A 13,683-nucleotide genomic window follows, 5' to 3' on the forward strand; every position below is an offset into this window, starting at 1 on the left:
ATATAATTTCTTACATGAGCATTATTTGTTTTATAACGGCTTTTAAGCGGTGTCGTAAGGTCGAGGCTCTTTAGGATCTTTAAGTAAAGCATGCGGGTAATCAGTAAGCATTATCTTTCCGGGGGTTGTAGTGTTGTGCTGGCAAAAAGATTTGGTTTTTTCATTATAATTGCCGTCATAATAGCCCTAATTTCCGCAAATATTCTTTCCGGTCAGGTTTTAAGCCAGGTCCAGCCAATAACCGAGGTCGAAGAAAAGCTTCAGGATATCTCCGAAATTGAAAAAACCGTGCTTGAAAATCTGTTTACCCTTTCCCAGCAAATAGAGGAAACCGAAAGGCAAAAGGAAAAAATCTCTGCGGAAGTTCAACGGTTGAGGAGCGATTCAGAAAAACTTGCAAAGGAAATTGAAGAAAAGCAAAATACATACAACAGCCAGCTCAATGTCCTTAAAAAAGTGCTCGTAAGTTACCAAAGGAAAGGCCCCGCGTCTTTTCTCGAAACAATTCTGAAATCGGAAAATCTATCGGATTTCATTCAAAGTTTGAATATCATACGTCAAATAAGCCGAAATACAGATGAACTGCTGAACAGGCTGGAAAGCAGGAAAAAGGAACTGGTTTCCGAAAATGAAAAACTGAAAGCAAAGGAAGAAGAACTGGAAAAGTATATTGCCGAGCTTCAGAATACTTTGGATGAAATGTACGCATTAAGGGAGGAACAGGAAACAATACTCAATTCCGTAGGCGAGGCCAGGGAGATGTATCAAAACGAATTGCAGCGCCTTCAGCAGGAGTGGAATGACTTAAAAGTATTGTTTTCGGAAATCGTGGAATATTTCACCGAAATAGCAAAAAGGGGAGACTTCCCGGTTGAAGCTCTGAATCTGAAAATCAGTTTTCCGAAAATATCAGGTAAAATATATGATCAGACACTGAACTCGATTTGGGAAAAACAGTCCGATCTCCCCAAAATGGTGTTTGAATTCAGACCCGAAGGAATATGGGTTAACGTTCCGGAAAAACAGTTATCCCTCCGCGGGATTTTTAAAATTGAAAATAAAACCCTTTTAAAATTTGAAGTGGAAGAAGGCACATTTTGCGGTATGCCCCTTACCGAGGCGTCCATTGCGGAACTGTTTAAAAACGGGCAGATAGTTATAAATTTCGAAGAAATAATGGCGGGAAGCGTGACTTTGGAATCTGTTGAAGTTTTTGACGGATACCTGGAATTCGTAATAACACCAAGCTTTTGACAAATGCATGGAGGATAGCGGTATGATTGAGGCCACCAATGTTTCTTTAAGATATGGCGACGGCACCCTTGCCCTTCACGATGTAAACCTGAAAATAAAACAGGGAGAATTTGTTTACATTGTAGGGCCCAGCGGTTCGGGAAAAACCAGTCTGCTCAAGCTTTTAATGGGTATGGAGTTTCCTACGTCGGGCTCCCTTTATGTAATGGATCAGCTTATGGCAAAAAGTGAAATCAGAAACATAAGGAAACTCCGCAGGAAAATTGGGCCGGTTTTTCAGGAATTCAGGCTTATTCCGGGAAGAACGGCCTTTGATAATGTATTGATAGGCATGCGTTTCTTGGATATTCCGAAACGCCAGATGATGGATAATGCAAAAAACTCTCTTGAAAAAGTAGGGCTTGGGCACAAGGCTTCGGTAATGGTGGATAAGCTTTCTTACGGGGAAGCCCAAAGGGTCGCAATAGCAAGAGCGGTGGCCAGGAAGCCCTCGCTGATTCTTGCCGACGAGCCTACAGGCAATCTGGATTATGATAATGCAATCAATATCATGAACCTTTTTTATACGTTGAAAGATAAAAACACCACCGTACTTGTCACAACCCATGCAACGCATTTAATCGGAAATTACAAAGATGCCACAGTCATTCGTGTTGAGCAGGGCAATATTACCGTTGAACGCCGGGGTGAACACATATGAAAAACGCTTCATACTTTTTAAAAGAAGCCATAAGGATAGTCCTTACCAATAAGCTTTCAAACCTGTTTTCCTTTTTGGGAACCGCCCTTATTCTGTTTTTGCTTGCCCTCGTTATAGCCATCTGGAGCATAAGCAGCCAGTTGACCAGAATGCTTAGGGATGAGGCCGAAATTAATGCATATTTTAACAAGGCTGCTGCAAATACCGAGGAACTGCTTAATTTAATCCGGCAAATTGACGGAGTACGGGAAGTAAGGCTGGTCAGCGAGGAAGAAGCCAAAATACGCATGGAAAAAATTTTGGGCGAAGAGTCGGGTATACTTGACCTGTTTGATGAAAATCCCTTTGAAGCCTACTTTGAGGTGAAAATTGAGCTCGAAAAGCTGGATTCCGTTTTCACTCAAATATCCTCCCTTCGCGGGATAAATTACGTACGGGAAAACAGGGAGGTCCTTGAAAGAATTGAAGGGATAACGAAAGCCTTTGAGGTTCTCGGCTATCTGGTCATAGCAGCGGTAAGTATAACCACTCTGATAATTATATCCCATATGATAAGACAGGGTATCTATCAAAACCGCGAACAAATCCGGACCCTTGTGCTTTTGGGAGCTCCCGACAATTTTATCAATTTCCCTTACATATTGCTTGGTTTTTTGCTCACCTTCTGTGGAGGAATCGTTGCAACGGTATTTATCAACATATTAATAAATCAGGGATATTCAAGGCTCAGCAGCACTATCCCCTTCATACCGCTGCCGCCCAGGAACCAGCTGGTTTACGGGCTCAGCATATTCCTCCTTTCGGTAAGCGCATCCCTTGGAATACTGGGCAGTTTATTCGGTGTTTCCACATCAAAGAAGAGTTAGGGCATATATAAACTATCTGTAATACACCGAATAGCCCATTTGTTTCAGGATTTCATAACTTCTTTCCTGGCTTTCGCGATCATAGAAACTTATAGCCAGCGCCCCGCCTTCCATTTCACGGCTGTTATTGATGCCTATGTTTTTGATGTTAATCCGGTGTTTGCCCAGCTCACTTGCTATGGATGCAATAACGCCGGGCTTGTCCTCCACATCCACCGTAATGTCATACGTTTTTATCAAAGCCCCGACTCTTCTGTCGGAGAAAGAATCCCTGTATTCCTTTGCGTCCTTAAACAATTGCCTCAACTTTCTATCATCATTGCTGTTTAATGCTTCAACGAAAGAATTGATATTTTTTGCGAACTCCCCAAGAACCCTGATTATATTATCTTTGTTTGTAAGGCAGATACTTTCCCATACCGCCGGCTCGGAAGAAGCAATCCTTGTAATGTCCCTGAATCCTCCGGCAGCCAGCGTATGCATCAGTCTGTCGCTGCCGTCCAGCCCCTTTATTGTATTAACCAGCGCGCTGGCTATTACATGAGGTACATGGCTGATGGCCGCGGTGGCATAATCATGGACATGCGGATCAATTATTACCGGCAGCGCCCCCAATAATTTAAGAAATTCAGAAAGTTTATTTATGTAAACCTCATCAGTTCCCTCCAGAGGAGTTAAAACATAATACGCGTTTTCAAACAGCGTATGTCTTGAAGCCCTGTATCCCGATTCTTCGGAACCCGCCATAGGGTGTCCGCCTATAAACGGGCAGGAAAGTTTCAATTTTTTCACCGTTTCCATAACATTGCCTTTCGTACTGCCCACGTCTGTCAGAATACAGTCTGATTCCACTATTTTGTCCAATTGTTTCACTATTTCGGGTATGCTCTTTACCGGCACACATATAAAAACCATTTCACAGCCTTTAAAGGTTTCATCAATGCCTTGTGCCGCTTTATGGATAGTGCCTTCCTTTAATGCCAGCTCCATTGTATTTTCATTCTGGTCATAGGCAACAACCGTTTCGCACAATCCTTTTCTTTTTACTGCCTTGACCAGCGAACCGCCGATTATTCCAAGACCTATAACACCTATTTTTTTAACTGAGCTTCCCATATTACAAAACAAATTCTCCTTCTTCCAGTTCTATTTTTATTAATTTATTGTCCGATACTTTCAGCAAATATGCCTTCCTTCCCCTGTCTTCGTTCAATATTCTGTAACGGCCGTCTGTCTCGACCAATGACGTTCTATCCTCCAGCGCTATTCCCGGGATGGTTTCGTTTCTCATCATTTCATCAAAACTTTCCCTTCCCTCTTCATTATAATGAGGGCAATGCGCGGCAGGTATCAGCCCCAGCCCGTATGCGCGCACATAATCCCACTGTTCTGGGTTTATAAACCAATCACTGTCGCTGTGTCCAAACACAAACCAGCAAATCGCCCCGGCACTTAAACCAGACAACACAATCCCCTTTTCGTATGCTTATTTCAGATATTTATCCACGCCATGTTTCCAGCATTCTTACGGTGTCACCGCCACCTACATAAACGATATCAGAACCAAGAATCATGTCTCTGATCTGCCCGGCACTGTATGTATTTGACACAAGGCATAATGCGTCCGCACTGCAGCCCAGTTCTCCGAATCTGCTTTAACCAGCTCAATATATTCTTCTGCGTCTCTGCTTACGGTGGGTATGAAAAGCAATTTCGGATTTGCCTTTCCCGACAGTTCAACAATAAATCTGTTAATCCCTGTGTTTCACCTTTTCTGAGTTCACCGCCGCCAATGGCAACAATCTTCCCCATAATTGAACCTCCCACGCCGGAAAAACCCCATCGTGTTACACCGGGAAGATTTTCAGTTTCCTTGTGTTTTTCAGCAATTCAATTGTATTTATAAATTTTTCGGCCAATATCGTTTTACTCATTATATAACAAAATATTCCAATACTCAATATTTGCTGCGGGAATCACGCCTTACAAATATAAATCCGAAGTTGTTAATTAATTAACTATTTTCATAATACCGGTGTTGACAATACTTATTTTTGAATGTAGAATTTACTATGTTCTTGGGGTTTAGCCTTAACGGATTATTATTACTTAACAAAAGGTTTACAATCTTTTTTACTTTTTTCCTTGGCCTTTTTGGTAATACCATTTGATTTAATATTAAATTAATAATCTTATGTTAGGTTTTCTTGGCTGTGAACCAAAGATTTTGTCCGTAATATTATAAATCTAAAAGAAGGGGGTATTGGGGTGAAAAACAAAATTAAACTCTACGGATTTAACAACCTAACAAAATCCTTATGCTTCAATATCTTCGACGTCTGTTATACCATGTCGGAACAGGATCAGAAAGAATATGTCGAGTACATTGATGAACAGTACAATTCCGAAAGGCTTACCAATATATTGCTTAACGTTTCGGATATGATAGGTGCCAAGGTTTTGCACGTGTCCAAACAGGATTATGAACCCCAAGGCGCAAGTGCAACCGTTCTAATTGCGGAAAATAATTTTCATGGCAGCGAAACCCTCGCTCATCTGGATAAAAGCCATATTGCCGTTCACACATATCCCGAATGTCATCCGGTATCCTCTCTGGCGACATTCCGTGTTGATATAGATGTCTCAACCTGCGGCGAAATTTCCCCGTTGAATACTTTGAATTATTTAATAAGCAGCTTTGATTCGGACATTATTACAATGGATTACAGGATCAGAGGCTTTACGCGGGATATTGACGGAAACAAACTCTTTATGGATCACACCATCTCGTCCATCAGGGATTATATAAACAAAGAGACACTTGAAAAATATGAATCGGTGGACTTTAATATGCCCGAATGCAATCTGTTCCACACACGGATGATGATTAAGAACATTAACCTGAACAATTACCTGTTGCACACCGATGAAAATGAATTGTCCGAAGAAACCCGCCTTCAAATTATAAACAGCATAAAACGCGAAATGGAGGAAATATTCTGGGGTGAAATAAAGAAAAAATAACATTTAATTATTTGAAAGGGTAGATCAGAATGAGTTTATGGTTTAGTGAAAACTATGCTGATGGTGTTGTTTTTTCAATAAAGGTAAACAAACAGCTTGCCAGCGTAAAAAGTGAATTTCAGCAAATAGATGTATATGATTCCGACGATCTTGGCAGGATTTTGGTCATAGACGATTACCTGATGCTTACAGAAAAGGACGAATTCATCTATCACGAAATGCTGGTCCATGTTCCAATGGCAGTCCACCCCAAGGTTGAACAAATTCTTGTCATTGGAGCCGGCGACGGCGGAATAGTACGGGAACTGACCCGTTATGATTATGTTAAGAAAATAGACCTCGTTGAAATAGATGAAATGGTTATAAAGGTTTGCAGGGAGTTTTTCCCGCAGATCGCGTCTAAATTCGACGATGCCCGGGTAAATATTCATATCCAGGATGGGCTGGAATATGTAAAATATTGCCAAAATCAATACGACCTCATAATCGTGGATTCCACCGATCCTGTGGGCCCCGGGGAAGCGTTATTTACGGAAGATTTTTATAGAAATTGTTATAAAGCCCTAAAAGATGACGGCATAATGGTTAACCAACATGAAAGCCCGTTTTATCCCATAGATGTCGCCGGAATGAAAAAGGCGCATAAAAAAATATACAGGGTTTTTGACATAAGTGAAGTGTATCAGGCACATATTCCTACATATGCTTCAGGGCACTGGCTGTTTGGATTTGCATCGAAAAAATACCATCCGACAAGGGATTTTAATGCCGACAGATGGAACTCCCTCGGCATAAAAACGAAATACTACAATACCGACTTGCATATCGGCGCATTTGCACTGCCAAACTATGTGAAGGAATTACTTAAGGAAGCGGAAAACGAAGTCTAAAGTCAAATGATATATCAAACGCGTATTAAAGCGGCCACAGCGGTCCGGTAGCGGTTGCCACGGCCGCTGTGTCTGTTTTTTCACCCGAAAGCATAAATAAATAATTGTTTTTATTAAATTAAATAGTTGGAGTTTTTCTTTTTATTTCTCACTTTTTCATTAACAACCTCATACATTTGTTTTATACCGTTCTGAGAAGCTTCAAAGCCATACGCATCATTGCGGTTAATCCCAATACTGCCCGCTTCCTTAACCACGTCGATGTTGGCGCCAAGAAATATGAATTCCCAGTTGTATTTTTCCCTTTGCCGCTTAATAAGCTGTTTTACCGTTTCGTACGTGAATTCCCTGCTTGAGTTTTCCATACCGTCAGTTGTAATGACAAAAATCACCCTTCCGGGGCGTTTGCTTTTCTTGGTTTTTAAGATTCTGTTGTGAACATCCAAAATTGTTTTTCCGACGGCATCGAGCAGCGCGGTCATTCCCCTGACATAATACTCCTTGTCGGTAAGCTTTATATCTTTTATATTCACTCCGTTCCAAAGAATTTCGTACCGATCGTCGAACAGTACCGCCGTTATAATCGTCTCTCCCGGTATTTCCTTTTGTTTTTCAATAAAAGCATTGAAACCTCCTATTGTTTCGCTTTCAAGGCCTGCCATGGAACCGCTTCTGTCAAGAAGAAAAATTATTTCGGTCAAATCTTTGTTCACAACACTCAACCCCCTTAAACGCTTTTGTGTTATGCTATAATAATAAAAAATCACAAAAAATAAATGGTCGCCTGGCAGGCGACATTTTCAGAGGTTTAATATGCTTTCCGAAAAAGTGCTTGATGAACTGCAGTCATTTATATACAAAAACTTCCAATCATTTAAGGTTTCCGAAAGTGTGCCATATACAGTGTCAGAACCGTTTCATCAGGAACTGGAAAACTTTATTGAGGAAAACATAAAACCTTCTTTCAGTCAGACACTTATGAAATTTATTGAAAAAAAGGGACTGACCGCTTCCCAGGTTTACAGAAAAGCGGGCATTGATCGCAGACATTTTTCAAAAATACGCTCAAATAATGAATACAAACCAGGCAAAAACACGGTTATCTGCCTGGCGTTAGCCCTTGAGCTGAACATGAACGAAACCAACGAACTGCTGGCTTCTGCGGGATATTCCTTATCGAAAAGCGAACTGTCGGATCTTATAATCCTTTTCTGCATACAAAAAAAGATATACAAAATAGAAGACATAAACGAGGCTCTTATGCATTTCGGATTAAAGCCCATTGGCCGTGTTATTGAGAAATAACCGGTAAAGCCTTCAGTTCCTTTCTTAATTTCCGCCATCCGGGCAAAAACATGTCCATAAATGCATAAAACCTTTTATTGTGGTATCTTTCAATAAGATGTGTCATTTCATGTACCACTATGTATTCAAGATATTCAGGGGCCATTTTTGCCAGTTCAAGATTAATCCATATCCTGCCTGTAGCGGGATTGCACGTTCCCCATCTGGTTTTCATCAGCTTAACGCCAAAACTCCTGACATTAACCCCCATTACTTTTTCCCACCTGGCGATTAAATCCGGAAGCCGTTCTTTAAGCTTGTTCCGGTACCATTCGGTGAGTATCTTCTTTCTCTGTTCAGCATTGCTGTTTTCGCGGACGTAAAGATTTATCTCCCCTTTTTCCTCGCACAACTCAACTCTTTGCCTGTTGTTCGTATATATAACGTTCAGAAAATACTCCCTGCCCTGATAATAATGTATTTCTCCTGAAACAAATCTTTTAAGGGGACCTGCTTTGTACTCCCGGTATTTTGCACGGTGTTTTTTTATCCAGTTAAGTTTTGAGACCGCAAAATTTCTGATGACGCTTTCCTTCACCCTTAAAGGCGCAGTAATGCGTACCCTTCCGTCGGGCGGCAGCACGTACAAATGCATGTTTTTAATTTTTTTCCTTATTACTTCAATTTCAATCCCGTCAATATTAATATTGCTCATGGTTTAATATTGTCCCTGTTTAAAAATAATAATAGCTTTATTATACATCAATCAGGGTACCTTTTTAACCTTTGCCATAAAAATTTTCGCATAATTCGGGGATGGCGCTCCCATGAATGTTTTCCCCGACCGGATTTAAACCGATTTGTCGGAAAAAAACATAAAGAAAAGCAAAAAAACAGGATACATTGTTTCATGTATCCTGTTCCTTTTTTAACAGCCCACCGGTTTTATTTAATCCTCGTAACCAATGCCGGTGTCAATTTTCACCGTTGACGTTTCGCCTTCCCACACTACCCCTATATCAAATATTTTCGCAATGTCTCTCAGCTTAAAATAGTTATATCCGCCTATCGTATACGCCTTCAGCGTCACAAATTAAAAAAGTAAATTCACCCGTTAGTTTTCCATAAAGATTTGCCTTCCCCTTTACCGGCAAAAAAATATATGGTACTATTGAAAACGGTTAATTTCCTGTAACATTTAAAACAGTAGGTATTCCCATGTATGCTTCCATGTTACAGGAACCGGCAGACCAAAATCCGATGCCGATAATGCATATTTTTTTCTGCATCGGGTGCTGAACATAAAAATGCTTGATAAATGCATCTCATTGTGATAGATTATCATTTTATGTGCAGCAAAATAAATTAAATAAGCATACTTTATTTTGGGGGTTTAAATATACATGCGCAGAACTAAAATTATTTGTACCCTTGGTCCCGCATGCGAAAGTGAAGAAATCTTACGTGAGCTTGTTCTTGCGGGCATGGATGTAGCCAGGATGAATTTTTCCCATGGCTCATATGAGGAACACAAACGCAGGATTGACATGCTGAAAAAAATCAGGGAAGAAACAGGACGTCCAGTGGCGTTGCTGCTTGACACAAAAGGGCCTGAAATTCGCACGGGTAAGTTTAAAAACGGCTCTGCCACCCTTTCCGAAGGGGATAGCTTTGTATTGACCCATGATGATATCCTTGGTGACGAGCATAAGGTATCGGTATCATACAAAGGATTGTACAAGGATGTTAAAAAAGGTGACCGAATCCTTATAGATGACGGGCTGATAGAACTGGAAGTAACAGCCATTACAGGGAAGGACATTCACTGTGTTGTTTTAAACGGCGGCGTATTGGGCAATAACAAGGGAATCAATGTCCCGGGAGTGGATATTAACCTTCCGTCCGTTACCCAGCAGGATATAGAGGACATCAAGTTTGGTATTGAAAATGACGTTGATTTTATTGCTGCTTCTTTTGTACGCAAAGCCGATGATGTAATTGAAATCAGAAAAATCCTGGATAAATACAACGGTCAGGATATTAAAATCATATCCAAAATTGAAAACCGCCAGGGAGTAAACAATATCGACGAAATCCTTCTTGCTTCGGACGGAATTATGGTTGCCCGCGGCGATTTGGGCGTTGAAATCCCCGTGGAAGAAGTTCCCGTTGTCCAGAAAATGCTTATTGAGAAATGTTTCCGCAGCGGTAAACCTGTTATTACCGCCACTCAAATGCTTGACTCGATGATACGCAACCCAAGACCCACCCGTGCGGAAGCCAGTGACGTAGCCAATGCCATTTACGATGGTACAAGCGCAATTATGCTTTCGGGAGAAACCGCATCAGGAAAATACCCGGTTGAAGCTCTTAAAACGATGTCGAAAATAGCCGAAAAAGCAGAAAGTTCAATAGACTACTGGAAGCGTTTCATGAACACGCAGCATGAAATGCTCCCTACGATTACCAACGCAATAAGCCATGCCACATGCACAACCGCGATGGATCTGAAAGCATCGGCAATTATTACGGTAACAAAATCAGGACATACCGCGCGCATGATTTCACGTTTCAGGCCCGAATGTCCCATTATTGCCACTACCGTCAGCCCAAAGGTTCAACGCCAGCTGTCTCTGTGCTGGGGCGTGGTTCCGTTCCTGGTCAGCGAAGCGAAATCCACCGATGAGATGTTTGATACAGGCGTACAGAAAGCTTTGGAATCAGGTCTTGTAAAACACGGCGACCTGACCGTAATAACTGCCGGTGTGCCCATAGGAGTAAGCGGTACGACTAACATTCTGAAAGTACAGCTTGTAGGCAAAGTACTTGTGAAAGGAACGGGTATTGGGACAGGCGTGATTACCGGCGAGTTATGCGTTGCCAAAACTGCCGATGAACTGAAAAGGAAATACGCAAAAGGCAACATTATTGTAGTGCCGTATACCACAAATGAAATGCTTCCGATGATAAAAAGCGCTTCAGCGCTAATTGTTGAGGAAAGCGGCACAAACAATCACGCCGCTATCGTCGGTCTGGCACTGGACATACCGGTTATTGTAGGTGCACAGAATGCCACAAGCCTGTTGAAAAGCGGATGTGTAGTTACCGTAGACGCAGAACGCGGAATTGTTCACAACGAAAACTTAATGCCATGCAGTCTGGAATAAATGCAGGGTTAATAAGTCACTGCTGTCTGAACCTAAACAGAGCCGTTCTCATTGAATGTCTCTGTTTAGGTTTATTTATTTTCGCTGTTTACAGTGTCGGCAATAATAAATATAATGAGTAACGGAGTGGGTTGTTATGATAGTCAGTGTAAGCCGTCGAACAGACATTCCTGCCTTTTACAGCGAGTGGTTTTTTGAAAGGCTTAAGGAAGGGTACGTGCTTGTAAGGAATCCGATGAACTATCATCGGATAAGCAGGATTGAACTTAATCCCGAAGTTGTTGACTGTTTCGTTTTCATGACAAAAAACCCTGAAAAAATGTTGCCCAAAATGTACCTGTTAAAAGATTATAATTACTACTTTCTTTTTACTCTGACTCCGTATGATAACAGTATTGAAAGAAACATACCTGATAAAAGGAAATTAATAGACACATTTAAGGCGCTGTCTGACATGATAGGTCCCGACAGGGTAATATGGCGTTATGATCCTATAATTCTAAACGACGGTATAACCACTGACATTCAAGCCGATTACTTCGGCCGTCTTGCGAAAAATTTAAGCCGGTATACCGGCAGGTGTATAATCAGCTTTGTTGATTTATACAAATGCACGCTCAGAAATTCGTCAGACCTTAAATTAAGAGAAATAACCACCGATGAAATGTGCAGAATTGCCGAAGCCTTTTCCGGAATTGCCGCAACCGAAAACATAAAGATTCAGACATGTGCTGAGAAACTCGACCTCTCGCGTTTTGGCATAGAACGCGGAAGCTGCATTGACAGCAAACTGATTGAAAAAATAACAGGAAAACCTGTTAATTTAAAAAAAGACAAAAACCAGCGCCCTGAATGCGGATGCGTGGAGAGCGTTGACATCGGCGCTTATGACACATGCCTCCATTCCTGCGTTTACTGCTATGCGGTTCACAACCACAAAACAGCGTTGAAAAATTACTCAGGGCATAATCCCAAATCCCCCGTTCTGTACGGTGATATAGGACCGCAGGACGTCATATATGAACGAAAAATAACAAGTAACCTTTCCACACGACATAACTTTGAACAGTTAAAGTTCATATGATAATGTAAAAAAAATTGATTTTACAGGATATCGATATTTTCACCCTTTAGTATTCTGTTCATATTTTTTACCGCGCACATATTTCCGCACATCGTACAGGTATCATCATTCTCAGGGATTGAGTTTTCCCTGTATCTCCGCGGCTTTTCGGGATCCAGGGCAAGTTCGAACATGCAATTCCAGTCAAGGTTTCTCCTTGCCTCGCTCATTTTATAGTCCCATTCTCTTGCCCCACTTATACCTTTGGCAATGTCTGCGGCATGAGCTGCTATTCTTGCAGCAATAATACCCTCTTTCATATCGTTAATATCCGGAAGCCGCAGGTGTTCGGCAGGAGTGACATAACACAAAAAGTCCGCACCGCATGATGCCGCAATTGCCCCTCCAATTGCCGCGGTGATGTGATCGTATCCGGGCGCTATATCAGTGACCAGCGGGCCAAGGACGTAAAACGGCGCACCATGGCAAAGCCTTTTTTCCAGAACTACATTGGGTGCAATCTCATTCATTGCCATATGCCCAGGCCCTTCAATCATTACCTGCACATTCCTTTCCCATGCCCTTCTCGTCAGCTCTCCCAGGACAATAAGTTCATGAATCTGCGCGGCATCAGTTGAATCATTTATACTTCCTGGCCTTAACGCATCACCGAGACTAATTGTTACATCATACTTTTCACATATTTCCAAAAGCCTGTCGAACTGCTCATAAAACGGGTTTTCCCTTCCGGTCAGTTCCATCCACGCAAACAATAATGCCCCTCCTCTTGATACAATGTTTGTAAGCCTTTGGTTTTGCTTAAAACGCCGCGCCGTTTCCCTGTTTATTCCTGCATGAACGGTCATAAAGTCCACACCGTCTTTTGCGTGCTGTTCAACCACATTGAAAAATTCGTCGGCGGAAATTTTATCAAGTTCCTTATTGTAAAAGCCTGTCACGTCATATACAGGCACCGTTCCTATCATTACCGGAGACATTTCTATAAGTTTTTTTCTGAATTCATGCGTTTTGCCGTAGGAACTTAAATCCATTATTGAGTCGGTTTTTAAATCAATCGCCGTTCTTGCCTTCTCAAGCTCAATGTCAAAATTACGGCAGTCCCGCGAAATACCTATGTTAACATTTATTTTGGTTCTAAGCCCTTCACCGATCCCTGCCGGGTCAAGGCCTTTATGATTTCTGTTCGCAGGTATGACCACCCTTCCGCAGGCAACAAGTTCCCGGATTTTTTCGGCAGACACCCCTTCTTTTCTTGCAACAGTTCTCATTTCGTCGGTTATAATACCTTTTCTGGCAGCGTCCATTTGCGTCGTATACATTTGGCAGTTTCCCTCCTGCTTCTTTTTTTAACGATTTAAGCCTTTTTTGTACCCCATTAAATATATAAAAACGCTTACCTTCGAAGGTAAGCGTG

At 41.6% G+C, this 13,683-nt stretch carries 16 protein-coding genes; 8 read left to right on the forward strand and 8 right to left on the reverse strand.

Annotated elements, in window-relative coordinates:
- Nucleotides 1-135 precede the first annotated feature (135 nt).
- Genes CST_RS10860 through CST_RS10870 form a run of 3 tightly spaced genes read left to right on the forward strand, consistent with a single transcriptional unit; the run spans nt 136 to nt 2,820 of the window.
- Nucleotides 136-1,254 carry a coiled-coil domain-containing protein gene (locus CST_RS10860; protein ID WP_015359956.1) on the forward strand — a complete coding sequence of 373 codons (1,119 nt, stop codon included), beginning with the start codon at nt 136-138 and terminating at the stop codon, nt 1,252-1,254.
- A gap of 22 nt (nt 1,255-1,276) precedes the next feature.
- On the forward strand, nt 1,277-1,954 hold the full coding sequence (locus tag CST_RS10865; protein ID WP_015359957.1) for a cell division ATP-binding protein FtsE: 678 nt from the start codon (nt 1,277-1,279) through the stop codon (nt 1,952-1,954).
- Nucleotides 1,951-2,820, forward strand: a complete 870-nt coding sequence (locus CST_RS10870) for a cell division protein FtsX (RefSeq protein ID WP_015359958.1) — start codon at nt 1,951-1,953, stop codon at nt 2,818-2,820. Before CST_RS10865 ends, CST_RS10870 begins: the two co-directional genes overlap by 4 nt.
- A 12-nt stretch (nt 2,821-2,832) precedes the next feature.
- On the opposite strand, the gene CST_RS10875 is transcribed toward CST_RS10870, so the two are convergent.
- The 4 genes from CST_RS10875 to CST_RS13855 are packed head-to-tail and all read right to left on the reverse strand — an operon-like array spanning nt 2,833 to nt 4,632.
- Nucleotides 2,833-3,936, reverse strand: coding sequence for a prephenate dehydrogenase (locus tag CST_RS10875; protein ID WP_015359959.1), 1,104 nt, complete (start codon nt 3,934-3,936; stop codon nt 2,833-2,835).
- Between the two features lies 1 nt (nt 3,937).
- On the reverse strand, nt 3,938-4,291 hold the full coding sequence (locus tag CST_RS10880) for a Type 1 glutamine amidotransferase-like domain-containing protein (protein ID WP_144050608.1): 354 nt from the start codon (nt 4,289-4,291) through the stop codon (nt 3,938-3,940).
- 28 nt (nt 4,292-4,319) lie between these two features.
- Nucleotides 4,320-4,460, reverse strand: a complete 141-nt coding sequence (locus CST_RS13850) for a Type 1 glutamine amidotransferase-like domain-containing protein (protein WP_081594899.1) — start codon at nt 4,458-4,460, stop codon at nt 4,320-4,322.
- 49 nt (nt 4,461-4,509) lie between these two features.
- Nucleotides 4,510-4,632, reverse strand: a complete 123-nt coding sequence (locus tag CST_RS13855) for a hypothetical protein (RefSeq protein WP_015359961.1) — start codon at nt 4,630-4,632, stop codon at nt 4,510-4,512.
- A gap of 456 nt (nt 4,633-5,088) precedes the next feature.
- Here CST_RS13855 and speD point away from each other — a divergent pair, with 456 nt between their 5' ends.
- Together speD and speE are read left to right on the forward strand one after the other, a co-directional pair.
- Nucleotides 5,089-5,844: an adenosylmethionine decarboxylase gene (gene speD, locus CST_RS10885; protein WP_015359963.1), complete on the forward strand. Its 756-nt coding sequence runs from the start codon at nt 5,089-5,091 to the stop codon at nt 5,842-5,844.
- 29 nt (nt 5,845-5,873) lie between these two features.
- Nucleotides 5,874-6,734: a polyamine aminopropyltransferase gene (gene speE, locus CST_RS10890; protein ID WP_015359964.1), complete on the forward strand. Its 861-nt coding sequence runs from the start codon at nt 5,874-5,876 to the stop codon at nt 6,732-6,734.
- Between the two features lie 113 nt (nt 6,735-6,847).
- Here the strand turns inward: speE and CST_RS10895 are convergent, their stop codons facing one another.
- Nucleotides 6,848-7,447: a vWA domain-containing protein gene (locus CST_RS10895; protein WP_015359965.1), complete on the reverse strand. Its 600-nt coding sequence runs from the start codon at nt 7,445-7,447 to the stop codon at nt 6,848-6,850.
- Between the two features lie 100 nt (nt 7,448-7,547).
- Here CST_RS10895 and CST_RS10900 point away from each other — a divergent pair, with 100 nt between their 5' ends.
- Nucleotides 7,548-8,039 (forward strand): helix-turn-helix domain-containing protein, encoded by a 492-nt coding sequence (locus tag CST_RS10900; RefSeq protein WP_015359966.1) that lies wholly within the window; start codon nt 7,548-7,550, stop codon nt 8,037-8,039.
- On the opposite strand, the gene CST_RS10905 is transcribed toward CST_RS10900, so the two are convergent.
- Nucleotides 8,026-8,733 (reverse strand): M48 family metallopeptidase, encoded by a 708-nt coding sequence (locus CST_RS10905; RefSeq protein WP_015359967.1) that lies wholly within the window; start codon nt 8,731-8,733, stop codon nt 8,026-8,028. The two genes, CST_RS10900 and CST_RS10905, sit on opposite strands and share 14 nt — an antisense overlap.
- A gap of 234 nt (nt 8,734-8,967) precedes the next feature.
- Entirely contained in the window at nt 8,968-9,108 is a 141-nt protein-coding gene (locus CST_RS13570) for a hypothetical protein (RefSeq protein ID WP_015359968.1), read from the reverse strand.
- A 313-nt stretch (nt 9,109-9,421) separates the two neighbouring features.
- On the opposite strand from CST_RS13570, the gene pyk reads away from it, so the two are divergent.
- Both pyk and CST_RS10915 read left to right on the forward strand, forming a co-directional pair.
- The gene (pyk, locus tag CST_RS10910; protein ID WP_015359969.1) at nt 9,422-11,185 is read left to right on the forward strand and encodes a pyruvate kinase; all 1,764 of its coding nucleotides are present in this window, start codon (nt 9,422-9,424) and stop codon (nt 11,183-11,185) included.
- Between the two features lie 136 nt (nt 11,186-11,321).
- Nucleotides 11,322-12,269, forward strand: coding sequence for a DUF1848 domain-containing protein (locus tag CST_RS10915; RefSeq protein WP_015359970.1), 948 nt, complete (start codon nt 11,322-11,324; stop codon nt 12,267-12,269).
- Between the two features lie 20 nt (nt 12,270-12,289).
- Here the strand turns inward: CST_RS10915 and thiC are convergent, their stop codons facing one another.
- Entirely contained in the window at nt 12,290-13,588 is a 1,299-nt protein-coding gene (gene thiC, locus CST_RS10920) for a phosphomethylpyrimidine synthase ThiC (protein ID WP_015359971.1), read from the reverse strand.
- Between the last annotated feature and the right edge of the window lie 95 nt (nt 13,589-13,683).

The organism is Thermoclostridium stercorarium subsp. stercorarium DSM 8532, assembly GCF_000331995.1.
GTDB lineage: Bacteria > Bacillota > Clostridia > DSM-8532 > DSM-8532 > Thermoclostridium > Thermoclostridium stercorarium.